General features: G+C 71.9%; 18 protein-coding genes and 1 riboswitch. Of the genes, 11 read left to right on the top strand and 7 right to left on the bottom strand.

Annotated elements, in window-relative coordinates; genetic code table 11:
* The first annotated feature begins 84 nt into the window (after positions 1-84).
* Genes ACZ67T_RS23700 through ACZ67T_RS23710 form a run of 3 tightly spaced genes read left to right on the top strand, consistent with a single transcriptional unit; the run spans position 85 to position 2789 of the window.
* Positions 85-1374: an ATP-binding protein gene (locus ACZ67T_RS23700; protein ID WP_469986615.1), complete on the top strand. Its 1290-nt coding sequence runs from the start codon at positions 85-87 to the stop codon at positions 1372-1374.
* Entirely contained in the window at positions 1371-2096 is a 726-nt protein-coding gene (locus ACZ67T_RS23705; protein WP_469986616.1) for a LuxR C-terminal-related transcriptional regulator, read from the top strand. Before ACZ67T_RS23700 ends, ACZ67T_RS23705 begins: the two co-directional genes overlap by 4 nt.
* Before the next feature lie 6 nt (positions 2097-2102).
* A complete protein-coding gene (locus tag ACZ67T_RS23710; protein WP_469986618.1) occupies positions 2103-2789 on the top strand; it encodes a hypothetical protein in 687 nt (228 codons plus the stop codon).
* Here the strand turns inward: ACZ67T_RS23710 and ACZ67T_RS23715 are convergent.
* The gene (locus ACZ67T_RS23715; RefSeq protein ID WP_469986620.1) at positions 2773-3831 is read right to left on the bottom strand and encodes a C40 family peptidase; all 1059 of its coding nucleotides are present in this window, start codon (positions 3829-3831) and stop codon (positions 2773-2775) included. The genes ACZ67T_RS23710 and ACZ67T_RS23715 overlap by 17 nt on opposite strands.
* A 292-nt stretch (positions 3832-4123) precedes the next feature.
* Between ACZ67T_RS23715 and ACZ67T_RS23720 the strand changes: the two genes are divergently transcribed.
* Positions 4124-4477 (top strand): hypothetical protein, encoded by a 354-nt coding sequence (locus ACZ67T_RS23720; protein WP_469986622.1) that lies wholly within the window; start codon positions 4124-4126, stop codon positions 4475-4477.
* 73 nt (positions 4478-4550) lie between these two features.
* Here the strand turns inward: ACZ67T_RS23720 and ACZ67T_RS23725 are convergent, their stop codons facing one another.
* The gene (locus ACZ67T_RS23725; protein ID WP_469986624.1) at positions 4551-5498 is read right to left on the bottom strand and encodes a tellurite resistance/C4-dicarboxylate transporter family protein; all 948 of its coding nucleotides are present in this window, start codon (positions 5496-5498) and stop codon (positions 4551-4553) included.
* A gap of 27 nt (positions 5499-5525) precedes the next feature.
* Complete coding sequence (locus tag ACZ67T_RS23730) at positions 5526-6695, bottom strand: C40 family peptidase (protein WP_469986626.1); 1170 nt, start codon at positions 6693-6695, stop codon at positions 5526-5528.
* 8 nt (positions 6696-6703) lie between these two features.
* A riboswitch (cyclic di-AMP (ydaO/yuaA leader) is annotated at positions 6704-6853 on the bottom strand.
* Between the two features lie 267 nt (positions 6854-7120).
* On the opposite strand from ACZ67T_RS23730, the gene pcrA reads away from it, so the two are divergent.
* Entirely contained in the window at positions 7121-9631 is a 2511-nt protein-coding gene (gene pcrA / locus ACZ67T_RS23735) for a DNA helicase PcrA (RefSeq protein ID WP_469986628.1), read from the top strand.
* A gap of 112 nt (positions 9632-9743) precedes the next feature.
* Here pcrA and ACZ67T_RS23740 read toward each other — a convergent pair whose 3' ends face one another.
* Both ACZ67T_RS23740 and ACZ67T_RS23745 read right to left on the bottom strand, forming a co-directional pair.
* Positions 9744-11360 (bottom strand): M23 family metallopeptidase, encoded by a 1617-nt coding sequence (locus ACZ67T_RS23740; RefSeq protein ID WP_469986630.1) that lies wholly within the window; start codon positions 11358-11360, stop codon positions 9744-9746.
* A 221-nt stretch (positions 11361-11581) separates the two neighbouring features.
* Complete coding sequence (locus tag ACZ67T_RS23745; RefSeq protein ID WP_469986632.1) at positions 11582-12577, bottom strand: lipase family alpha/beta hydrolase; 996 nt, start codon at positions 12575-12577, stop codon at positions 11582-11584.
* 436 nt (positions 12578-13013) lie between these two features.
* Here ACZ67T_RS23745 and ACZ67T_RS23750 point away from each other — a divergent pair, with 436 nt between their 5' ends.
* Positions 13014-13430, top strand: coding sequence for a cobalamin B12-binding domain-containing protein (locus tag ACZ67T_RS23750; RefSeq protein ID WP_100594811.1), 417 nt, complete (start codon positions 13014-13016; stop codon positions 13428-13430).
* Between the two features lie 101 nt (positions 13431-13531).
* Here the strand turns inward: ACZ67T_RS23750 and ACZ67T_RS23755 are convergent, their stop codons facing one another.
* Together ACZ67T_RS23755 and ACZ67T_RS23760 are read right to left on the bottom strand one after the other, a co-directional pair.
* On the bottom strand, positions 13532-15172 hold the full coding sequence (locus ACZ67T_RS23755) for a DUF5691 domain-containing protein (protein WP_469986634.1): 1641 nt from the start codon (positions 15170-15172) through the stop codon (positions 13532-13534).
* A 62-nt stretch (positions 15173-15234) separates the two neighbouring features.
* Complete coding sequence (locus ACZ67T_RS23760) at positions 15235-16641, bottom strand: SWIM zinc finger family protein (RefSeq protein ID WP_469986635.1); 1407 nt, start codon at positions 16639-16641, stop codon at positions 15235-15237.
* A gap of 179 nt (positions 16642-16820) precedes the next feature.
* On the opposite strand from ACZ67T_RS23760, the gene ACZ67T_RS23765 reads away from it, so the two are divergent.
* From ACZ67T_RS23765 to ACZ67T_RS23785, 5 genes are all read left to right on the top strand, one after another.
* Complete coding sequence (locus ACZ67T_RS23765) at positions 16821-17960, top strand: ATP-binding protein (protein ID WP_469986637.1); 1140 nt, start codon at positions 16821-16823, stop codon at positions 17958-17960.
* Entirely contained in the window at positions 17957-20341 is a 2385-nt protein-coding gene (locus ACZ67T_RS23770) for a DUF5682 family protein (protein WP_469986638.1), read from the top strand. Before ACZ67T_RS23765 ends, ACZ67T_RS23770 begins: the two co-directional genes overlap by 4 nt.
* Positions 20341-21540 carry a VWA domain-containing protein gene (locus ACZ67T_RS23775; protein WP_469986640.1) on the top strand — a complete coding sequence of 400 codons (1200 nt, stop codon included), beginning with the start codon at positions 20341-20343 and terminating at the stop codon, positions 21538-21540. The genes ACZ67T_RS23770 and ACZ67T_RS23775 overlap by 1 nt, the downstream gene beginning before the upstream one ends.
* A gap of 156 nt (positions 21541-21696) precedes the next feature.
* Complete coding sequence (locus ACZ67T_RS23780; RefSeq protein WP_469986641.1) at positions 21697-22659, top strand: hypothetical protein; 963 nt, start codon at positions 21697-21699, stop codon at positions 22657-22659.
* A gap of 147 nt (positions 22660-22806) precedes the next feature.
* Positions 22807-24192: a hypothetical protein gene (locus tag ACZ67T_RS23785; protein ID WP_469986643.1), complete on the top strand. Its 1386-nt coding sequence runs from the start codon at positions 22807-22809 to the stop codon at positions 24190-24192.
* Positions 24193-24231 lie beyond the last annotated feature (39 nt).

Here is a 24231-nt window from a genome sequence, read left to right on the forward strand (position 1 = left end):
GCTCGGGGCCGGGCCGGAGATCAGGGGAGTCTCCGGGCTGAACCCTGATGCCCGGGGTCCGTCCCGCGTGTGACCATCAATGGCATGCCGGAAGCCGCAGCACCACCCGTTGACGTCCCGCGGCCGCCGCGCAAGCTCTACCGCTCCAGCGACGGACGCTGGCTCGGTGGAGTGGCGCGGGGGCTCGCCGGGCATCTCGGCCTGCCCGTGATCTGGGTGCGGCTCGTCTTCGTGGGCCTGTTCATGGCGGACGGCCTCGGCGCTCTCCTGTACGCGGCCTTCTGGTTCTTCGTCCCGCTCGGCGTCGGAGGCGTGGGCAGCGAGCGGACCCCTGCCTTCACCACGGAGACGGCCACGGACGGGCGGCGCAGGCTCGTCGCCCGCAAGCCGGACAAGGGGCAGATCGTCGCCCTGCTCCTCATGGTCGTCGTGTCGATGGTGTTCGTCGGCAATGTGAATCTGGCGGGGAACGCGAAGGCGTATCTGTGGCCGACGCTCCTCGTCGGTGCGGGCGTGGCCCTCGTCTGGCGCCAGGCGGACAACGCGCGCCGGGCCCGCTGGATGGAGGTCGGCCGCCGCAAGCGCACGCTGAATCTGGCGCGGGCCGCGGCCGGTGTCGTACTCGTCGGGGCCGGTGTCACCGGGATCTTCGTGCTCCAGGGGTCGGCCGAGCACCTCGGCTCCATCCTTCAGGCCGCCCTCGCCGTCCTCGTCGGCATTGCCCTCCTCGCCGGCCCCTATCTCGTGCGCATGACGCAGGATCTGTCCGAGGAGCGCCTCATGCGGATCCGCGCGCAGGAGCGGGCGGAGGTCGCGGCCCATGTCCACGACTCGGTCCTGCACACCCTCACGCTGATCCAGCGGAACGCGGAGAGCGCGAGCGAGGTGCGGCGCCTGGCCCGCGCACAGGAGCGAGACCTGCGGGCCTGGCTCTACAGACCGGAGGGGAACGGCAAGGACGAGGCGGAGGAGCCCGGCACGGTCGCGGAGGCGGTCAAGCGCAGCGCGGCCGAGGTCGAGGACAAGCACGGGGTGCCCCTCGAGGTGGTGGTGGTCGGCGACTGCCCGCTCGACGACGGTCTCTCGGCACAGATGCAGGCTGCGCGGGAAGCGATGGTGAATGCCGCCAAGTACGGTGGCGAGGGCGGTGCGGTCCAGGTCTACGCCGAGGTCGAGGAGGAGACGGTGTTCGTGTCCGTACGCGACCGGGGCCCCGGTTTCGACCTCGACTCGATTCCCGCGGACCGGATGGGCGTACGAGAATCGATCATCGGCCGGATGGAGCGCAACGGCGGCACGGCGCGGCTGCGCGCGGTGCCGGACGGCGGCACCGAGGTCGAACTGACCATGAAGAGGGCGGAGAAGACCCCATGAGTGACGAGCAGGTCAAGCCGGACGCGACCGCGGCGAGCGAGCCGGAGACGAAGCCGGCCGGCCGTCACGCACGCGTGGTGCTTGTCGACGACCACCGGATGTTCCGCACCGGCGTCCAGGCGGAGATCGGCCGCACGGAGACGACGGGCGTCGAGGTGGTCGGCGAGGCCGCGGACGTGGACCAGGCGGTCACGGTCATCACGGCCACGCGCCCCGAGGTCGTCCTCCTCGACGTGCACCTTCCCGGTGGCGGCGGCGTCGAAGTCCTGCGGCGCTGCGCCCCGTTGATGACGGCGGCCGACAACCCGGTCCGCTTCCTGGCCCTTTCCGTGTCGGACGCAGCGGAGGATGTCATCGGGGTCATCCGCGGTGGTGCCCGCGGGTATGTCACCAAGACGATCACCGGCACGGACCTGGTCGACTCGATCTTCCGCGTCCAGGACGGCGACGCGGTCTTCTCGCCGCGTCTGGCGGGCTTCGTCCTCGACGCGTTCGCGTCCACGGACGCCCCGCCGGTCGACGAGGACCTCGACCGCCTCACGCAGCGCGAGCGCGAGGTGCTGCGCCTCATCGCCCGCGGCTACGCGTACAAGGAGATCGCCAAGCAGCTGTTCATCTCCGTCAAGACGGTCGAGTCCCATGTATCGGCGGTCCTCAGAAAGCTCCAGCTGTCGAACCGCCACGAGCTGACGCGGTGGGCCACGGCGCGACGCCTGGTGTGACGGGCGGTGACGACACGTCTTCCGCAGTCCGCGCTGAGCAGCGGCGCCATATTCCACCTCGTCGGTCTCGCGGCCGACGCGGTCGAATCGGGTGATCCGCTGGAGTGGCAGGTGCTGCGCTACCAGCGTATGCAGGGGGTCGAGTACACCCGCTCGCCATGGACCTGGCCACTGCAGCCGGCCGCGGCCCAACTCGACTATCTGGCCCACACGTTCACCGAGGAGTTCTTCTCGACCTGTCCGCCGTCCGCCCGCACCCTGTGGATCCGTGCGGCGGGAAATCGGACGGTGCCCGAGTTCATGAACGACCTGGCGACGCTCCTGAGGATGGCGCGCCGCGAGCCCGAGGCGACGTATGAGGAGATCCCTCTCGCCCGCTGGGAGCTGGCGGTGAGTTTTCCGCGGCTGCTCGGCCTCGAGAGCTGGCTCGACCCGGCTTTCACCGACGAGGAGGACCCGCTCCGCGCGGCGATAGAGAGCGAACACCCCTACTGCGCCGAGCACCTGCCGGAGCTGATCGCCCAGGTGACACAGGCGCTCGCCCTCTGCCGGGACTCGGAGGCGTTCGCCGCGCAGTTGCGCGCGCACTGCGGCTCCGAGGCCCCCGGGGTGCTGGCCGAGGTGGCGGACCTCGCGTACGCCCACATGGCGCGCGAGCACCGGAGCGGCACTCTCGTCACGCCACTCGCGTAGCCCCCGCAAAAGGCATCTGGTCGATCGGCGCGATGCGGACCGGGGCGCTCGGGTTCGGGGCGTGGATCATCTTGCCGTTGCCGATGTAGAGGCCCACGTGGCTGATGCCCGAGTAGAAGAAGACCAGGTCGCCCGGCTGCAGCTGGGAGCGTGGGATGCGAGGGCCCGCGTTGATCTGGGAGTACGTGGTGCGCGGCAGGGAGATGCCCGCCGAGCGGTACGCGGCCTGGGTGAGGCCGGAGCAGTCGAAGGAGTTCGGGCCCGTGGCGCCCCACACATAGGGGCTGCCGAGGGCGCTGTAGGCGTAGGCGATGGCCGCCGCCGTGCGGGAGTCAGGGGCCTTGGGCAGGGCGCCGGACGGCATCTCGCGGGAGGAGTCGGAGCGGGACGCGCGGCCGAGCGCGCCGCTGTCGCCGACGCCGGCGCGCTCGGCCGCCGGTAACTGGTCGAGCAGACGCTTCGCCTCCGCCAGTTTCCCGGTGACCGTCTTCTTCTGCTTCTTCAGCTCTCCCTGCCGCTTGCGCAGCTCGGTGAGCCGGCCGTCGGCCTCGGCGCGCAGCTGGTCGATCTGCCGGAGTTCGCGCTGCACGCGCCCGACCGCGGCGGCCTGCCGGGTGCCGAGCCGGTCGGCGAGCGCCGCGTTGTCGAGGTAGTGGGCGGGGTCGGAGGACAGGACGAGCTGGACCGCCGGGTCGAGGGCGCCGGTGCGGTACTGCGCGGCGGCGGCCGAACCGAGCGCCTCGCGCTGGGTGTTGAGCCGGTCGGTCCTGCGGGCCGCCTCGTCCCGCAGGGCGCCGAGCTTCTTCTCGGCCTTGTCCGCCTTCTCCTTGGTGCCGTTGTACTTCTCGGTGGCCTTCTCGGCCTCCTGGTAGAGCTGGTCGACCTTCGCCTTCACCTGGCTCGGGGTGAGCCGGGGATCCGCGTGCGCCGCGCCGTCCAGGGCGGTGGCGGTCGCCGCGGAGGCGAGAGCGAGGGTCGCCGCGGTGCGGGCCGTGGGGCCGGTGAGCGAGCGCTGGCGGGGCTTGCGGTGCGCTGCCGACACGAGGGGCACGTCCTTCCGGTACGTACTGCTTACGCGTCCGGCGGCGGCCCGCAGGGGAAGCGGGGCCGCCGCCGGACCTTTCTCGGCGGTAGGTGCCCGACTGCCGCCCCTGAGCGGGGCGGGGGTGGGGAGCCGGTCACCTGAGGAAGGACGCTAAACCTGACCGTCACGGGTTGGTGACGGATTGTCCGCAACTGGTCCATGTGTTCCGGGTGTGACCGGGTGTGACCGACGCGGGACCGGTGCGGGCCGGTTCATGGAGGCAGTGAGGCCCCGGCTAGGCTCGCCGGTCATGGACGTACTCATCCACCTCTTCGTCGGCCTGCACATCATCGGCATCGCCTCGCTCCTCGGTGGGTTCCTCACCCAGATGAAGGCGATGGGCAAGGGAACGGCCCGGTTCGTCCCGGCGATGCTGCACGGCGCGCTGACCATGCTGGTCACGGGTGTCGCCCTGGTGGGTCTGAACCAGGCGGACGGCAACACCGTCAACAACATCAAGATCGGCGTGAAGCTCGCGCTGCTGATCGTGATCCTCGGCCTCGTGTACGTGAAGCGGGACGACGAGAAGGTGGACAAGGGGCTGTTCGGCCTCGTCGGCCTCCTGACCACCGCGAACATCTTCATCGCGGTCCTCTGGACCTGAGTCGGGCGCATGTTCGGGATCTGAGGCGGGCGGGTGTCCGGGATCTGAGCCGGGCGGGTGTCCGGGACCTGCGTCAGGCGGGTGTCCGGGACCTGAGCGTCCCGAACAGGGTGGCGAGCCACGCGGCCACCGCGATCCACACCAGTACCTGCCCCGGCCCCTTGAGCCAGGGCACATCGGCGGCGGCGCTCACGGACAGTGCCGCCGCCGCTGTCATTCCCATCGGGAAGACCGTCGACCAGCGCCGCACGTCGTAACGCGGCCTGGGCCACCGCACCTCAGCCAGCGCCAGCACGACGTAACAGGTCACATCGAGCGCGAGCAGCAGGAAGCTCATGGTGCGCAGGACGTCCGTGTCGTCCCTGTTCCACAGCCCCGTCGCGACGAGCTTCGACGCGGCGAGTGCGGAGATGGCGAGCGCGCCGCCCGCGACCCAGTGGTCCCCGGCGCCGGAGGCCACCTCGCGCAGGTCGAAGTGGAGCAGCGCGAGGCAGTACAGGATGATCCCGCCCCAGAAGAGCACCATCCCGGTGAACCCGAGCCAGTGCGCGCCGACCGCGGGCACGAGCGTCGCCGCCAGGACGACGAGGCCCTGCGTCGCGACACAGCCGAGGAACACGGCCCCCGGCATCCGCGGCCTCCAGTGCCGTACGACGCTGATCAGGAGCACCGGCCAGACGAGCGCGGCCAGGGCGAGGAGCGCCTCGGCCAGGGTCTGCCGGCCGAGCATGGAGATCCGGGTGCCGAGGACGGCCGTCGCCGCGACCGCGGTGAGCGCGGGCGGGGTGTCCGCCTCGGACTCCCAGCGGTCGCGCTCCCGCACCAGCCGTTTCGCGAAGTCCGCCGCGAGGAGCAGCCAGAGGGCGGCGGCGAGCACCAGCATGATGCCGGACAGCACCGAGTAACCGGTCAGTCGCAGGCCGACCGAAATAATGCCGGTGGCCATGATGGCGGCGCCGGCGGCCGGTGGGAGCTGGGACCACGTGGGTCCGGGACGTGGGGTTGCGTTCGGGCCGCGCACCGCCCGAACGTAACCCCACGAAGGCGGTCAGGCCGGGCGCACCACGCTGTGGATCGGCATGTAGTAGATCGACTCGACGCGGACGTTCGCGCCCGGCTTCGGCGCGTGGATCATCTTGCCGTCGCCTATGTAGATGCCGACGTGGCTGATGTCGTCGTAGAAGAAGACCAGGTCACCGGGCTTGGCGTCGGCCGTGGTGACGGTCGTGCCGACCTTGACCTGGTCCCAGGTCGTGCGCGGCAGCGTGATGCCGGCCGCCTTCCACGCGGCCTGCGTGAGGCCCGAGCAGTCGTACGAGTCCGGTCCCGTGGCGCCCCACACGTACGGCTTGCCCATCTGGGACTCGGCGAAGGCGATGACCTTCGCGGCCTTGGTGGCGTAACCGCTGCTGGTGCTCCCGGAGCCCGTACCCGTACCCGTCCCCGAACCGGTACCGGTGCCCGTGGTCTCCTTCTGGCGCGCCTCCTCGGCCGCCTTGCGCTTGGCCTCCGCCTCGGCCTGCTGACGCGCCAGCTCCTCCGCCTTCTTCCTGGCGGCCTCCTGCTTTTTCTTCTCGATCGCCGCGAGCCGCGCCTTCTCCTCGGCGGTCAGCTTCGACAGGAGTTCGCGGGCGTCACCGAGCTTCTGCTGGACGTCCCTCTTCGTGCTCTTGAGCGTGGCCTGCGAAGTGGTCAGCGTCTCCAGGCTCTTGGCCGCCTCCGTGCGCTTCTTCGTGGTGGCGGCCTGCTCGGTCTGGTAGTCGTCGACGGCCTTCTTCTGGCGGCTCGTGAGCCGGCTCATCAGCTGGTCCTGGTCGAAGTAGTCCTGCGCATCGTCGGCGAGGAGCAGCGTCGCGGTGTCGGAGACGGCGCCCGTGCGGTACTGGGCAGCGGCGAAGGTGCCGAGCTCCTGGCGTGCCTTGTTGAGCTTCTCGGTGCGCTGCGCGACGTCGTCGAGGAGGTCGCCGACGCGCTTCTGCTGCTTGGTGGTGCGCTCCTTGGCCGCGTTGTACTTCTCCGTGGCCACGCCCGCCTGGTGGTAGAGGGTGTCGACCTTCTTCTGGACCTCTTCCAGGCTCGGCTTCGACGGCGCGGAGGGGGCGGCGGTCGCGGTCTGCGAGAGCAGGGCGATGGACGTGAGGGCCGCCGTGGTGATGCCGACGACGGGGGCCGTGCGGGGGCCGGCTGTTCTGGTGCGCGGCTTGCGGTGCGACGCCAAGGGTCGCGTCTCCTTCCCATGACCGCCTACCGGGTTAGCTGTCGGGTTCGGGCGGAGATTCGGAAGGCTGCCCTACGGCCGTGCCCTGACGGGTCGTCGGCCGATTCACCCCAAAGGTCGTGGGTCCCCGGTTCCATGCCTCTCGGCGTACTGAACTCAGCGGGGGCGACCCGCTCGCGGCGCGGTTGCCGGCGGGGGGACGGGCGGCCCGCGGAGCACGCTAGCCAACTCGTGTGGCTGCTGTGAAGGTTGATGTTCGATATGCCCGATACATTTTCGTGACCTTCGGCAATCTTGTCGGTGACCTCCGGTAACCTTCGCTGAGGGTGATTACCGCACTACAAGAGGTGGCCGGGCCCGCGAAGTCGGAGGAAGTTTCCGGGACGGCCGTGGGTGTCAGTGGGGCGGCCTAGACTCGTAGAGCGATGAGCAGCCTCTTTGACGACAGCTTCCTGGCGGACCTCACGGCTTCGAAGGCCAGTGAGGAGCATGCCCCGCCGCCGCCCGAGGACGACACGGCTCCGGAGCACGTTCCGGACGACCTGTTCGACGGGAAGTTCGACGTGCCCCCGGCCAGGGACGAGTACTACCGGGACGGCGCCCCACGCCCGGCGCTCGACCCGGCGGCCCTCCTCGACGGGCTGAACGAGAACCAGAAGGCGGCCGTCGTCCACGGCGGCTCCCCGCTGCTCATCGTGGCGGGCGCGGGGTCCGGCAAGACCCGCGTGCTCACGCACCGCATCGCGTACCTCCTCGGCGAGCGCGGTGTGCACCCCGGCCAGATCCTCGCGATCACGTTCACGAACAAGGCCGCGGGCGAGATGAAGGAGCGCGTCGAGTCCCTCGTCGGCCCGCGGGCGAACGCGATGTGGGTGTCGACGTTCCACAGCGCCTGCGTCCGCATCCTGCGCCGCGAGTCGAAGAGGCTCGGCTTCACGTCGTCGTTCTCGATCTACGACGCCGCCGACTCCAAGCGCCTCATGGCCCTGGTCTGCCGCGACCTCGACCTGGATCCGAAGAAGTTCCCGCCGAAGTCCTTCAGCGCCAAGATCTCGAACCTGAAGAACGAGCTGATCGACGAGGAGGACTTCGCGGCACAGGCCGCCGACGGCTTCGAGAAGACCCTCGCCCAGGCCTACGCGATGTACCAGTCCCGCCTCCGCGAGGCGAACGCGCTGGACTTCGACGACCTGATCATGACGACGGTAAATCTCCTGCGCGCCTTCCCGGACGTCGCGGAGCACTACCACCGCCGCTTCCGCCACGTCCTGGTCGACGAGTACCAGGACACGAACCACGCGCAGTACGCGCTGGTCAGGGAGCTCGTGGGGTCGGCCGACAGCGGCCGCGGGGAGGACGAGCCGCCCCGCGCGGACGACCTCCCGCCGGCCGAGCTGTGTGTCGTGGGTGACGCCGACCAGTCGATCTACGCGTTCCGCGGAGCCACCATCCGGAACATCCTCCAGTTCGAGGAGGACTACCCCGACGCGACAACGATCCTGCTGGAGCAGAATTACCGCTCGACGCAGACCATCCTCTCCGCGGCCAACGCGGTCATCGAGCGGAACGAATCCCGCCGCCCCAAGAACCTGTGGACGAATGCGGGCGCGGGCGCGCAGATCACCGGCTATGTCGCGGACACCGAGCACGACGAGGCGCAGTTCGTCGCCGACGAGATCGACCGGCTCACGGACGCGCGCGACGCGAAGGCCGGCGACGTCGCCATCTTCTACCGGACGAACGCGCAGTCCCGTGTCTTTGAAGAGATCTTCATCCGCGTCGGCCTGCCCTACAAGGTCGTCGGCGGAGTCCGCTTCTACGAGCGCAAGGAGGTCAGGGACGTCCTGGCCTACCTGCGGGTGCTCGCCAACCCCGAGGACTCCGTCCCCCTGCGCCGCATTCTCAATGTGCCGAAGCGCGGCATCGGCGACCGTGCCGAAGCGATGATCGACGCGCTCTCCCAGCGCGAGAAGATCTCCTTCCCGCAGGCGCTGCGCCGCGTCGACGAGGCGTACGGCATGGCGGCCCGCTCGACGAACGCGGTGAAGCGGTTCAACACGCTGATGGAGGACCTCCGCACGATCGTCGAGTCGGGCGCGGGCCCGGCCACGGTCCTGGAGGCCGTGCTCGAACGGACCGGCTATCTGGCCGAGTTGCAGTCGTCGACGGACCCGCAGGACGAGACGCGCATCGAGAACCTCCAGGAACTCGCGGCCGTGGCCCTGGAGTTCGAGCAGGAGAGCGCGGCGGCGGACGGCGTGGTCGAGGGTGCGGGCGAGGCGAGCGTCGGTACGCTCTCCGAGTTCCTGGAGCGGGTCGCGCTCGTTGCCGACTCCGACCAGATCCCGGACGAGGAGGACGACGGCTCCGGCGTCATCACGCTGATGACGCTGCACACCGCCAAGGGCCTCGAGTTCCCGGTCGTCTTCCTGACCGGCATGGAGGACGGCGTCTTCCCGCACATGCGCTCCCTCGGCCAGGTCAAGGAGCTGGAGGAGGAGCGCCGCCTCGCCTACGTCGGCATCACGCGCGCGCGTGAGCGGCTGTATCTGACGCGCTCCACGCTGCGCAGCGCCTGGGGCCAGCCCTCGTACAACCCGCCGTCGCGCTTCCTGGAGGAGATCCCGGACGCGCATCTGGAGTGGAAGCGGACCGGCGCCGTGGCGCCCGCCAAGTCGACGGGTCCGACGAGCGGTATCGCCGCGTCTCTCTCGTCGTCGCGCTCGCGCTCGACACCGGCGTTCGCCACGCGCCGGGCGACGGAGAAGCCGGTCGTCGCGCTGTCCGTGGGAGACCGGGTCACGCACGACCAGTTCGGCCTCGGCACGGTCGTCGGAGTCAAGGGCACAGGGGCGAACGCGGAGGCGACAGTCGACTTCGGCGAGCCCAAGCCGAAGCGCCTGCTGCTGCGGTACGCGCCGGTGGAGAAGCTGTAGCTCAGCAGTCCGGTGGGGGAGCCGTAGCTCGGTAGGCCGGTGGGGAAGCTGTAGCTCTGTAAGGCCGGTGGGGGAAGCTGTAGAGGGCTCCCGCCGGGAGGGCTCGGTCCTACTACGTCGGGTCGAGCCCGTGGCTGCGGAGCCACGGGAGCGGGTCGACGGCCGAGCCGCCGCCGGGACGCACCTCGAAGTGCAGGTGCGGACCGGTGGAGTTGCCGGAGTTCCCGGAGTGCGCGATGAGGTCGCCGGCCTTGACCGGTCCGCTCATGACGGCGTGGCTGGAGAGGTGGCAGTACCAGGTCTCCGTGCCGTCCTTCGCCGTCAGGATCGTCATGTTCCCGTAGGCGCTGTTCCACTGTGTACGGACGGTGCCGTCGGTCGCGGCCATCACCGGGGTCCCGTACGCGACGGGGAAGTCGATGCCGGTGTGCACGGACATCCAGTTGATGCCGGCCTGCCCGAAGTAGGCGCTCAGCCCGCGCTGCGCGACCGGGAGGACGAACTTGGGACGCAGCCGCTCCTTGCGCGCCGCTTCCTCCGCCGCCTGCTTCCGCTCGGCCTGCTGCTTGGCCCTGAGGTCGATACGTTCCTGGGTGCGGCTCGCCCGGTCGGCGAAGTCGCCCGCGTCCGCGGAGAGGTCCGCGAGCTGGGTGTCGAGCTTGTTGTTGGCGACGGAGGGCTTCACGGCGGTCGCGTCCGGTGCCGAGGCCGCCGTCGTGTCCTTGCTGTCGTCGCCGCCGAGCCCGCCGACGGAGGCCGCGGCCACTCCCGCGACACCCATCACGCACACCGAGGGCACCGCGACGGTGAGCAGCGCGGAGCGCTTGGCGGGAGAGCGGCGGCGGGAGCGGGCGCGCTGGGCCGGGGTGACCGGGGCGGGCCGCTCGTCGCGGGCGACGGTCTCCTCGACGTCGTCGGGGCCCTCGCTGCGGCTGTCGTGGTGATCGTCGCTGTGGCTCAACTCGGGCTCGGGGGCGTCGAGTTCGCCGTAGTCGTGCCGTGCGTCGAGGTCGTTGTCGTCGTCTTCGGTGCCCGCGGAGTTCCACGCGGTGGCGTCGTACGCGCCGGTGTCGAGGGTCTGCGCTTCGAAGGTCTGTGTCGCGAAGGGCAGACCCTCGAACGCCTGCGTCTCATAGGCCTGAGCCTCGAACGCCTGGGTCTCGAAGCCCTGCGCGTCGAAGGTTCCGGTCGCGTAAGTCCCGGTCTCGAAGGCCGCCGGTGACTGGAAGGTCTGCGTGGCGAACGCGTCCTGCGTGGTGAATCCCTGCGCCTGCGCCCCGAAGGCGTTCGCGTCCCACTGCCCGGTCTGGCCGGCCCACGCGCTGTTGTCCCACTGGCCGGAATGATCCGGTCCGGACTGGGCCGGAATACCGCTGAGTTGCTCGTGAGCGGCGGTCCCCCAGACAGCGGTGGTGTCGTAGCTGCCGGTGCCGTACGCGGAGGCGTGCTGCTGCGCCGCGTACGGGTCGTGGTGCTGGGGGTCCTGCGTCGTCAGTGTCTGGTGCGCGCCGGTCGCCCACTGGGCGTTGTCGTACGAGCCGGTGCTCTGCGCGCCGGGAAGGTCACCGAAGAGGGGGTCGGCCGCGAAACCGCCCGTGGCGAAGCCGTCGTAACCGGTGTAGTCGCCGTACTGCGCGCTCTGCTGGTCGTACGGAGCGTAGGGCGCATAGTCGGCGTCCTGAGCCGGGGCCGGGGAGGTCTGAGTCCCCGACGGGTGACGGTCGTTCACCAACTTCTCTTTCGCCTCGACAACAGGGGCTGCCAGAGCAGTGCGGTGACTGTACCCGGCGGTACGCGGGCTCGACAATCTTCGGCAGGTTTCCCGTTCGCAGGAAACGGGCATTCGGCCGTCTTTCGGCGGACTGTGGGCAGAGCTTTGGCCCTGCGTTCGAGAATCGTTCGACGTTTGGCCAGTTCGGAGACCGTCCCGGGGGCACGTTCAGGCCGCGGTCACGCCACTGTCAGGCCGCCCACCGCGTCGGCGGCGCGCGCGCCTTCCGTCTCCTCGGCGTCGAGTGCCTGCCGTATACCGGCGGCGACCGCCGGGTGGACGGGGAGCGCGAGGTGTCCGACGCCGGTGACGCGGACGTTCTGCGCGATGAGGTCGGGGTGGTCGATGCAGGCCGTCTCCAGCGGAACCATGATCTGGTCGAGGTCGCTCCAGAAGCTCACGAAGTGGGTGCGGCAGCCGGGGGCGGGCCGGGACAGCTCCTCGATGACGGTCGAGCCGGGGCGCATCTGCCGGACGATCGGGTGCGCGTCCATCAGTGGCGCGACCGTGGTCCCGCTGTGCGGGGTGCCGAGCGACACGAGGGTGCGTACGCGCAGATCGCCTCCCAGGCACTGCACGTAGTAACGGGCGATGAGTCCGCCGAGGCTGTGCCCCACGATGTCCACGCGGTCATGGCCCGAGCGCTCGCAGATCTCCTCGACATGGCGGGCGAGCAGTGCGGCGGCCGTGCGGATGTCGTAGGTCAGCGGCGAGTAGTTCAGCGACTCCACGTGGTGCCGGCCGTGCTGGGCGAGGGAGCGGCGCAGCAGGACGAAGACGGAGCGGTTGTCGATGAAGCCGTGCAGCAGGAGAACCGGCGGCTTGCTCTCGGTGACCGGCAGGCGGGCGCTGAGGCTGTCAGGGGTGCCGTGGGCGTTCTCGGCCTCGGGACCCGGCAGCGTGGCGCTCTCCGTCAGGTACGAGGACTCGCCCGTGCCCTCGGTCAGGCCCTTAGGGGCGGGGCTGTAGCCGAGCTCAGGGAGCCCCGGGGCGGCCCTGCGCTCCTGGATGATGCCGGAGGGGTAGAGCAAGAGGTGCCCGGCGAGTATCGCGACCTCGAGAGCGGTCGCCTTCAGCAACGAGACGGAGACCCCGGCCACTCTGGCGGGGAACACCAGTCGGGCGGGGAACAGCTGACAGAGCGGGCGAAAAGGCAGGATGCTCGTGACCTTCATGGCCGACCTCCCGTCGGCACCCGGGAAAACGGCTCTGTCTCCCGTGTGCCCTCATGGGAAGCATGCGCCGAGGTGGCCGACGATGCGCGTCGTACGCGGACTGTGACTGCTTGGTGTCCGTGTGTGACCGCCGTGGTGCGTCGCGAAAACTCCGCACGTACCGCGGCGCCGATGCGCCCTGCCGCCCGCCGCGCGGTCCGCGGCGGTGTGGTGCGACTGTCTCTTTGCGGCTCCCCTTGCGCCAGAGTCCCCCGTATGCGGTTTCTGAACCGCCTGCGGCGGCTGTGGCGCGCAGCGAACGTGTCCCAACGTGTGATTTCCCCCTCGCTCCGCACCGCGAAACGGCCGGTTGCGGGATGCTGTCGATAACGTTCGTTCACTTCCCGGGTACGCATCAGGTCAGGTATCGGGTAGAAGTCGCTTCATGGAGGCAGTGATGGGTGTGGCAGCCGGTCCGATCCGCGTGGTGGTCGCCAAGCCGGGGCTCGACGGTCACGATCGCGGGGCCAAGGTGATCGCGCGGGCGCTGCGCGATGCCGGTATGGAGGTCATCTACACCGGCCTGCACCAGACGCCGGAGCAGATCGTCGACACGGCGATCCAGGAGGACGCCGACGCGATCGGTCTCTCGATTCTTTCCGGGGCGCACAACACGCTCTTCGCCCGCGTCATCGAGCTCCTGGTGGAGCGCGACGCCGCGGACATCAAGGTGTTCGGCGGCGGGATCATCCCCGAGGCGGACATCGCTCCGCTCAAGGAGAAGGGCGTCGCGGAGATCTTCACCCCGGGCGCGACGACGGCGTCGATCGTGGACTGGGTCAACGCGAACGTCCGCCAGCCTGCAGGGGCTTGATCCCTTCGGCTCCCAGGTGAGGACGCAGGGGTGCCGGTTCGGTGCGCGGTCTTCGCTCCGCCCGAACCGGACAGTCCCCTTCGCCCTGCCTCACCCCGTACTCATTGCGCTTGCATCCCGCTCAACTCGTCGCGCATCGCCTGTCGCAGGCGCAACGTGCTGACCAGGCGCTGGAACGCTTCCGACCAGTAGCCGCCGGCGCCGGGGGCCGCGTCTTCCGGTTCGTCCGGGGTGGCGGTGAGGCCTTCGAGCCGGGACGCTTCCGCGGGGTCCAGGCACCGTTCGGCAAGGCCCATGACGCCGCTGAAGCTCCACGGGTAACTGCCCGCGTCCCGCGCGATGTTCAGCGCGTCGACCACTGCCCGCCCGAGCGTCTCGGCCCAGGGCTGGGCGCAGACCCCGAGCAGCTGGAACGCCTCGGACAGGCCGTGCGTCGCGATGAACCCCGCCACCCACTCGGATCGTTCACCGTCGGGGAGTGCGCCGAGGAGCTTCGCCCGTTCGGACAGCGATACGGCGCCCGGGCCTCCGGCGTCCGGAGACGCGGGTGCGCCCAGGAGTGCGCGCGACCATACGGCGTCCCGCTGGCGCACAGCGGCCCGGCACCAGGCGGCGTGCAGTTCGCCCTGCCAGCCGTCGGCCACCGGCAGCGCGACGATCTCCTGCGGCGTACGCCCGCCGAACCGCGGGGTCCAGCAGCCGAGCGGTGTCGCCTCGACCAACTGGCCCAGCCACCACGACCGTTCACCCCGGCCCGCCGGCGGCGTGGCGACGACGCCGTCCCGCTCCATGCCCGCGTCGCACTCGTGCGGTGCCTCGACGGTGAGCGTCGCCGCGCCATGAGTGCGGTCGACTGCCACACAGGAAGCGGCGCGCGACGCCATCCGGGCTGCCAGTGCCGAGCCGGGGAGTGCGGAGAGCAGCTCGGCGGCCGTGGCTCTGACGTTGCGGCTGCGGTCGGACAACGCCTGCTCCAGGAACGGCTCGTCCGCGTCGCCGAGTCCTGACCGCAGCGAGTCGAGGAACATCAGCCGGTCCTCGGCCCGCTCGGCGGGCCAGGTGGTTGCGAGCAGCTCTCGCGCCGCGTCCGGGCTGTGTGCGCGCACCCGGGCCAGGAGCGCGACCCGCTCGGCGAACAGACCTTCCTCCCAAAGGCGTTGCACGTCTGCCGCGTCCTCGGGCGCCGGGAGCGCCGTGCCGCCGCCGGGGGCGGCACGGAGCGCGAACTTCCAGTCCGGGTTCAGCCGGGCCAGCCACAGTGCGCGCGGGCCGGCGAACGTGAGGGCCTGCGGCCGCAGATCCGTGCGCCCGCGCGCCGCGTCGAGAAGTGCGGGGAGGAGATCCGCGGGGGCCGCGTACCCCTTTGCGTTGGCCCCGGCCAGCCACTGGGGCAGCAGCTCCATCAGGTCGGGAGCCGTGCCACGGCGGCCGCCTCCGGTGCCGGGGCGGTCGGTGAGCAGCGTCGCCAGTCTGCGTCGCGCGGGGGCGGGGAGCAGGGGCCGCGGGTCGTCCGCCGCCCGCGCCGGGAGCGAGGCGGCGGGTGCGGGCCGCAGGCCGGCCCGCCGTCGTACGGTCTGCACGGCGGCGGCGTCGAGCAGCGCGGTGGGCGCGTCGGCGCCGGCCGAGTGGCCTGGCGGCGTCCGCCGGTCCGTTCCGAGCAGGGCGACGGTGACAAGCTCTTCCCATGGGTCACCGGTGGTGGTGTTGGTGGGCGTGGCGCTGGCGGTCGAAGGTCCGTTCATGTCGCTCCTCTCCAGGGGGTGGGTGCGCGTAGTCGTTTCCGTCGTCTCTGTCGTCCGGCTCGTCAGCGCAGTGCCACCGCCTCTCCCGGGCCTTCCGGCCAGGCCGTGAGAGGGGTGAAGCCGCGGTGGCCGCATTCGCCGAAGACGGTGACCGGGGCTCCGCCGGACAGCGCCGCCAGCCGCCACAGCCCGGGGCTCGAAGCGGCCTGCGGCGTGATCGGGAGCGCCAGCCGCTCCGGGGCCGGTCGCGCCGGATGGGGGCGTGCCAAGTCATCGTCCGCATCGGCCAGTTGCCAGCCGCTGCCACTGCCGCTCGCCCCGTCCGGCGTGGGTATGACCCGACTCAGCGTCACCGGCCACGACTCCAGCCATGGGTCGAGGCCCAACGCGTCCCCGTACCGGGCAACCGCCTCCGCCACGCCTGCCCCCTTGGGCCGTACGGGACTTGGGGCGGGCGCCGTGAACTGTTCGCCCAGGTCGACGCGGAGCTGCCCGTCGCCCGCGTACGCGCTGAGCTCGGCGTCCAGCGCCAGTCCGACCGGCAGCGAGAGTGCCGGAGCGCGGCCCGCCGCCCCGTAGGAGAGGAGGAGCGCCGTGTGGCCGGACTCCGTCCCGTACAGCCACGTCCGGCGTGTGGTGAGCCGACTGTCGGCCGTGTCGTACTGCGCCAGGACCAGCCATCGGTCCCGGGTGGGCCGCCCGTCCGCCGATGACGGCAGTCCGATGCGTGAGCGGACCGTCGCCGCGAGTGGGGCGGGGAGCAGGTCGCGACGCAGCCAGCCGCTGTCGAGGAGGTGCAGCAGCGCGCATTCCTCCAGGAGCCGCACCGGCCAGCCGGGGCCGGACGCGGGTATCGACCCCAACTCCCGCACCCGCGCGGCCAGTCCGGGCGCCTGTGCGTCCACCATGCGGGCCGCGGTCTCCTCCCACATCCCGTAACCGGCCTGCTCGGCCGAGGCGAGGCCGCCGCGCAGCAGGTCCGCGAGCCGCTGCTCCAGCTCGCTCGCGCCCGCCGTGACCCGCTCGGCGCGTCGCTCGGCCCTGCGGCGCGCGGCCTCGGGATCAGCGGTGGCGCCCCCGGCCGCGTCCGTCTCCCGCTTGGTCTGCGCCCGCTTCCTGCGCCCTTCGGCCCACTGCTCCGCCCAGTCCGGAAGCGTCCGCGTGTCCGGCACCGAGCCGTCCGCCCCCGCCCACAGCAGAAGCAGCCCGAGGGCGTGCTTGCACGGGAACTTACGGCTCGGACAACTGCACTTGTAGGCCGGGCCCGCCGCGTCCGCGACATCCACGACCGTCTGATACGGCTTGCTGCCGCTGCCCTTGCAGAGCCCCCACACCATCCCTTCGCCCGAACTTCCCGCCTCCGACCAAGGTCCGGCGACGCCGAGCCTGCTCCCCGCCTTGCGTGACGGGGCGTCAGGCGCCAGTGCCAGCACCTGGTCCGCCGTCCAGCGCACCCCCTGCTGAGTCATGTTCTCGAAGGTAGGTCCCGCCACTGACAATCGGCCGTGGCGCGGGTGTTCGCACAGGTCAGCGGCGTACGACCGGTGATTGTCAGTGGCGTGGTGCACGGTGGAGTCACATCCCGGCCGAGTGCTCGGGATGTGCCGGACGTGCCGGCCGAGTCCGGCCGAAATCGAGGGGGATCGCCATGACCGTGTCCGTCGAACCGACCGAGAAGAGCGCCGCGTCCGCGGGGGACCAGAGTGCCGCGCAGGCGCTGCGGCCGCATGCCGAAGACGCCTTCGCCGCCGAACTCGCGGCGCTGGCCGCGCAGGACGACCGGCCGCGCCCGGAGCGCTGGCGCCTCTCGCCGTGGGCCGTCGCCACGTATCTGCTCGGCGGGACACTGCCCGACGGGACCGTCATCACGCCGAAGTACGTGGGGCCGCGCCGCATCGTCGAGGTCGCCGTCACCACGCTCGCCACCGACCGCGCCCTGCTGCTGCTCGGTGTGCCGGGCACCGCGAAGACCTGGGTCTCCGAGCATCTCGCGGCCGCCGTCAGCGGCGACTCGACGCTGCTCGTGCAGGGCACGGCGGGCACCCCCGAGGAGGCGATCCGGTACGGGTGGAACTACGCGCGGCTGCTCGCGCACGGCCCGAGCCGGGACGCCCTCGTGCCCAGCCCCGTCATGCGCGCCATGTCCGAGGGGATGACGGCCCGGGTCGAGGAGCTGACCCGTATCCCGGCCGATGTGCAGGACACACTGATCACGATCCTGTCGGAAAAGACGCTGCCGATACCGGAGTTGGGCCAGGAGGTGCAGGCCGTCAGGGGCTTCAACCTGATCGCCACGGCGAACGACAGGGACCGGGGGGTCAACGACCTGTCGAGCGCGCTGCGCCGCCGCTTCAACACCGTGGTGCTTCCGCTGCCGGAGAGCGCTGAGGCGGAGGTCGACATCGTCTCGCGCCGTGTCGACCAGATCGGCCGCTCCCTCGAACTGCCCGCCGCTCCGGACGGTTCGGACGAGATCCGCCGCATCGTCACGGTCTTCCGGGAGCTGCGGAGCGGCGTCACCGAGGACGGGCGTACGAAGCTGAAGTCGCCGAGCGGCACGCTGTCCACGGCCGAGGCGATCTCGGTCGTGACGAGCGGGCTCGCGCTGGCCGCCCACTTCGGGGACGGGGTGCTGCGGCCGTCCGACGTCGCGGCGGGCATCCTCGGGGCCGTCGTCCGTGACCCGGCCGCGGACCGGGTGATCTGGCAGGAGTACCTGGAGGCCGTGGTCCGCGAGCGGGACGGCTGGAAGGACTTCTACCGCGCGTGCCGCGAGGTGAGCGTATGAGCGAGCGGGGGAGGGGGCAGGGGCCGCTGCTGCTCGGGGTGCGTCACCACGGCCCCGGTTCGGCCAGGGCTGTCCGGGCCGCGCTCGATGCCGCGGGTCCGAGGGTGGTCCTGGTCGAGGGGCCGCCCGAGGCGGACGCCCTGGTGGCACTCGCCGCCGACGAGGGCATGGTGCCGCCGGTCGCGCTGCTGGCGCATGTCGTGGACGAGCCGGGGCGCTCCGCGTTCTGGCCGCTGGCCGAGTTCTCCCCGGAGTGGGTCGCGATCCGGTGGGCCCTGGAGCGGGACGTTCCGGTCCGCTTCATCGACCTGCCGGCGGCGCACAGCCTGGCCCTGCGCGACCAGGGCGCGACGCCGGCCGACCCCGAGGGGGACGGAGAGCAGGGCGAGGACCGGCTCGGGGAGGATTCCAGGGAGGCGGTGCGCGTCGATCCGCTCGCCGTACTCGCCGAGACGGCGGGGCACGACGACCCGGAACGCTGGTGGGAGGACGTCATCGAGCACCGGGGCGCGTCGGGGGACGCGTTCGCGCCGTTCGAGGCGCTCGGCGAGGCGATGGGGGCGCTGCGGGAGGAGTACGGCGACGGCGGGCACGGGCGGGACCTCGTGCGGGAGGCCCATATGCGCCTTCAACTGCGCACCGCGCAGAAGGAGTTCGGGGACGGTGTCGCGGTGGTGTGCGGCGCCTGGCACGTTCCCGCGCTGCGGGTGAAGACCACGGTCGCCGCCGACCGGGCCGTCCTCAAGGGGCTGCTCAAGGCCAAGGTCGACATGACCTGGGTGCCCTGGACGTACCGCCGGCTCGCCCGGGCCGGCGGATACGGAGCGGGTATCGACTCGCCCGGCTGGTACGGGCATCTGTTCAGCGCCCCGGACCGGCCCGTCGAACGCTGGATGACCAAGGTCGCCGGGCTGTTCAGGGACGAGGACAGGATCGTGTCGTCGGCGCACGTCATCGAGGCGGTGCGGCTGGCCGGGACGCTCGCCGCGATGCGGGGCCGTCCACTGGCCGGGCTGACCGAGACGACGGACGCGATCCGCGCCGTGATGTGCGAGGGGTCGGACGTACCCCTGTCGCTCGTCCACGACAGGCTCGTCGTCGGGGACGTACTCGGCGAGGTCCCGGACGCGGCGCCCGCCGTGCCGCTCCAACGCGACCTCACCCGGCGCCAGCGCTCCCTGCGGCTCAAACCCGAGGCTTTGGAGCGGGAGTTGGAGCTCGACCTGCGCAGGGAGACCGACGCGGCGCGCAGCCGGCTCCTGCACCGGCTCCGCCTCCTCGACGTCGGCTGGGGCGAACCGGCACGGTCCGTGCGCGCCTCCACGGGCACGTTCCGGGAGACCTGGCGGCTGCGCTGGGAGCCCGAGCTGTCCGTGCGCGTCGCCGAGGCGGGGGTCTGGGGGACGACCGTGCTCTCGGCGGCCACCGCCAGAGCCGAGGCGGACGCGATCGGCGCGCCGGCCCTCGCCGACGTCACCGCCCTCGCGGAGCGCTGCCTCCTCGCCGAACTGCCGGATGCACTCCCGGTGGTGATGCGTGTGCTGGCCGACCGCGCCGCGATGGACGCGGACGTCGGCCATCTCGCCCAGGCCCTGCCCGCCCTCGTGCGCTCCTTGCGCTACGGCGATGTGCGAGGCACGGACACCCGGGCGCTGAGCGAGGTGGCGGCCGGTCTCGCCGAGCGCGTCTTCGTGGGCCTGCCGCCCGCGTGCGCGGGGCTCGACGGGGACGCCGCGGCCGAGATGCGCGGCCATGTGGACGCGGTGCACGCGGCGGTGGGGCTCCTGGAGGACGACGGGACGGCCGGACACGGAGGCCGCTGGCACTCCGTGCTCCGGGTCCTCGCCGCACGCGACAGTGTGGCCGGCGTGATCCGGGGGAGGTGCGCGCGGCTGCTCCTCGACGACGGACAGCTGGCCGAGGGGGAGGCCGCGCGGCTGATGGGGCTCGCCCTCTCGCCCGGCACCGGGCCCGCCGAGGCCGCCGCGTGGATCGAGGGGTTCGTGGGCGGCGGTTCCGGCGGCGGACTGCTCCTCGTGCACGACGAGCGGCTCCTCGCCCTCGTCGACGACTGGCTGACGGGAGTGTCCGCCGACGCGTTCACGGATGTGCTGCCGCTGCTGCGCCGCACGTTCTCCGCCTACGAATCCGGTGTGCGCCGCACGCTCGGGGAACTGGTGCGGCGCGGGCCCGCGGGGGCGGGACCCAAGGCGGCCGTGGGGACGGCGCCGCCAGGGTTCGCGCCTGGCCTCGACCTGGTGCGCGCGGACGCGGTGCTGCCGTTGCTGCGGCTGCTGCTCGGGACGGACGACGCCGACGCCAGATCTGACTCGGGAACCGGTTCCGGCCGGGGTGACAACGACCTGGTGGGGGTGGCCTGATGGCGGTCGACCAGATGGACGGGCTCAGCGGGGGAGCCCGGGACGAGCGGATGCGGCGCTGGCGGCTCGTGCTCGGCGGGGACGAGGCGGACGGCACCGGATGCGCGCTCGGCGGCCAGGACGCGGCGATGGACGGCGCCCTGACCGCGCTCTACGGGGGAGGTGACAAGGCCGAACGGGGGCGTCACCGCTCGGCCGGCCTCGGGGCGTCCGCGCCGTCCGTGGCGCGCTGGCTCGGCGACATCCGCACGTACTTCCCGTCCTCCGTCGTCCAGGTCATGCAGCGCGACGCCATCGACCGCCTCGGCCTGTCCGCGCTCCTGCTCGAACCGGAGATGCTGGAAGCGGTCGACGCCGACGTGCACCTCGTCGGCACGCTGCTCTCCCTCAACAAGGCGATGCCGGAGACGACGAAGGAGACGGCACGCGCCGTCGTGCGGAAGGTCGTCGAGGACCTGGAGAAGCGTCTCGCCACGCGGACCCGCGCGACGCTCACCGGCGCGCTCGACCGCAGCGCCCGTGTCAACAGGCCCCGCCACCACGACATCGACTGGAACCGCACGATCGCGGCCAACCTCAAGAACTATCTGCCGGAGTACCGAACGGTCGTCCCCGAGCGGCTCATCGGATACGGCCGCGCGTCCCAGTCGGTGAAGAAGGAGGTCATCCTCTGCATCGACCAGTCGGGTTCGATGGCCGCCTCGGTCGTCTACGCCTCCGTGTTCGGCGCCGTGCTGGCCTCGATGCGGTCCATCGACACCAGGCTCGTCGTGTTCGACACGGCCGTCGTCGACCTCACCGACCAGCTCGACGACCCGGTCGACGTCCTGTTCGGCACGCAGCTCGGCGGTGGCACCGACATCAACAGAGCGCTCGCGTACTGCCATTCGCAGATCACGCGCCCCGCGGAGACCGTCGTCGTCCTCATCAGCGACCTCTACGAAGGGGGAATCCGGAACGAGATGCTGAAGCGGGTCGCCGCGATGAAGTCGTCAGGAGTGCAGTTCGTCACGTTGCTCGCGCTGTCCGACGAAGGGGCACCCGCGTACGACAGGGAGCACGCGGCGGCGCTCGCGGCCTTGGGAGCACCGGCATTCGCCTGCACACCGGATCTTTTCCCGGAGGTGATGGCGGCGGCGATCGAGAAGCGTCCGCTGCCGATACCGGACTCGGAGAACCCGGCGAACGGGGCGTCGTAGGTGCGGGACGCCGTAAATCCGGACATGACTACCCATCGGTAACAGGGGGCTTGCGCAACCTCGGGCGTCCCGTGCAAGGATCGGCGCGGCTCTTCTCATTCCCGCGCCCACGCGTCCCGCGTCCCCGCGCTCCTCGTACGGGAGGGTTCCCCCACCTTGACTTCCCCGGTCGCTCTGCCTGTTGCCGCTCCGCGCGTCGTGCGCGCAGCGGCCGGGCGGCGTGCGCTGAGCGTGGCGCTCCGGGTGATGTTCCTCGCGGGGGGCCTGATCGTGCTCGGGCTGCTGTGCGGAGGGAGGGCGCATGCGGCCGAGGGAGTTGTGCCGCCGACGGAGGCCGCGGGCGAGCAGGCGGTTCACGCGACCGCTCAGACGCCGGATCACGCACCCGTCCCCGCGCAGGCGGCGCACCGTACGTCTCCCGCCGGCGGTTCCCGAGCAGTCGGGGCCGTGCGGGAGCAAGCCGTGGAGCACGCCCGGATTCGCGTGGTCGAGCCCGTCCGGACCCACGTGACCGGGCCGGTCCGCACTCAGGTCGCCGCACCTGTCGTACGAGGAGTACGCGACGTGCGGGGAACGGTCCGGGGAGCGGTGCGCGAAGAGATCCGGGAAGTGGGGGAGTTCGTCGGCGGGCTCGTCACCGAGGCTCCGCCGCGGTTCCTGCCGGGTCCGCCGTCGATGCCGGGGCTGCCCGGCATCCCGGGCGGGATCGGTGCCCCCGGCGGCCCCGGTCAGCCCGGGAACGGCGCCCACACGGCACCGGCTCCGAGCGCGGGAGCCCATGCGGCCGCCGCGCACAGTGACGGCGCAAGGCCCGGCAAGCGAGAAGCAGCCGAGCCCGTGAGCGACGTGTTCGCCTCGGCGGGCGACAACGCCGTACCCGTACGAACCCCGGCCACGAGGGCGGTCGGCAGCCCGGCTCCCGCCCCCGCACCCGCGTTCCCGAGCGGCAGCGCGGTCGGTCAGTCGGCGGGGGACGGCAGCACGACGCGGCACTCCGATCTCACCGCGGCGGCGTTCGGCAGCGGCGCGACGGCCCGGCTGCTGCCCGGAGCGACGGCGTCCTCCCACACCGCCCCCACCCGCGACAGGCACCGAGACATCCCCGAATTCCCCGGCTAGGGCAGCCCGTTCCCCGCACGTGACCTGCCGCGCGGGGGCGGCACAGGTCTGCCCGCCGACCGGACCACTCCGGCCGGACGCCGCCGGCCCACCGCTGGACCTCCAGCGCGGGACCGGACATGAGAATTCGAAGGATCTGACGCAAGCATGAACAAGAACATCCGCCGTTCCATCGTGATAGCCGCCGGCGTCTCCGGTGCGTGGGCGCTCGGTTCCGCCGCCGCCAGCGCCGACGAAATGCCCGCCCACTCCGTGGCGGTCCCGGACCTGGCCGGTGACGTGGTGGCAGACGTCCAGGGCACGGTCTCCCACGTCCAGGGCACCGTCGACGACGTCACCCATGGCACCGTCGGCTCGGTCGCCGGCAAGGCCCAGGACACCGTGGCGGGCGTGACCGGCCAGACCCGGACGACCGCGTCCGGCGCGGTCTCCGACGTCTCCGGAACCGTCTCCGGCGCCGCCGCCGAGGCCGCGCCCCAGGCCGGTCCCGCCGTCGCCGGGGCCCAGGGCGCGGTGCGCCACACCGACGCCCGGGTCGAGGCCGCCGCCGCGCACGCCAAGCAGCAGGCCCGGACCTACGTCGAGGGCGTCACCGACGTCGCCGACACCGCCCGCACCGCCGCCGCCCGCGCCGCACACGCCCGCACCGCCGGGGTCCCGAACGTGTCGGCCGACGCCGTCGCGCAGAACGCCGGCGCCCGGGCCGCAGCCGTACAGGACGGCGCCACGCAGGAGATCGACTACCTGTTCGGCCCGCTGTCCGCGTTCGCCCCCGACGTCGACCGCACGGTGACCGGCGCGCAGGGCCACGTCCAGGACGCCACCACTCAGCTCCAGGGCATCGCCGCCCAGGCGTACGGCACCGCGGCGCAGGTCCCGGGCTACGCCCAGAACGTCCCGGCCACCGCCTCCGGCGCCGTCGGCCAGGTGACCACGGCCGCCGGTCCCGTCGTCGACGAGACCTCCGCCGCGGTGCTTCCCCCCATCGCCGCGACCGCCGTGCACGGCGTGGTCCCGGTCGCCGGCCAGGCGGTCGGTGACGTCGGCACGCTCGCGGGCGGTGCGGTCGGCGACGTGACGCCGTTCGCCGGTGGCGTCGTCAGCCACGTCACGCCGTTCACGGACGGGGTCGTGGGCCAGGTCCAGCCCTTCGCGCAGTCGGTCGTCGCGGAGGACGTGCAGCCGTTCGCGGGCGGGGTCGTCGGCGCGGTCCAGCCCCTGGTGCAGGCCGTGTACGACCAGGTGCAGCCGGTCGTGCAGGGCGTCGGCGGCAGCGCGGAGTACCTGGCGCAGGGCGTCGTGGGCGACGTGACGCCGTTCGCCGGTGGTGTGGTCGGCGACGTGACGCCGTTCGCCGGCGGGGTCGTCGGTGAGGTCTCGCCGTTCGCGCAGAACCTGACCGGTACGGTCGGCGCCGACGCGCAGCCGCTCGCCGGGAACGCGGTCCAGGGCGTCCAGGGCGTGGCCGCCTCGGTCGCCCCGAGCTACCTGACGAACGCCACGGACGCCGCCGCCAACGGCATCGGTATCTGAGGCGCCGCAGAGGCTCTCCGTCCGAAGTCCGTATCTGCA

Source organism: Streptomyces sp. NPDC107517, from assembly GCF_055582645.1.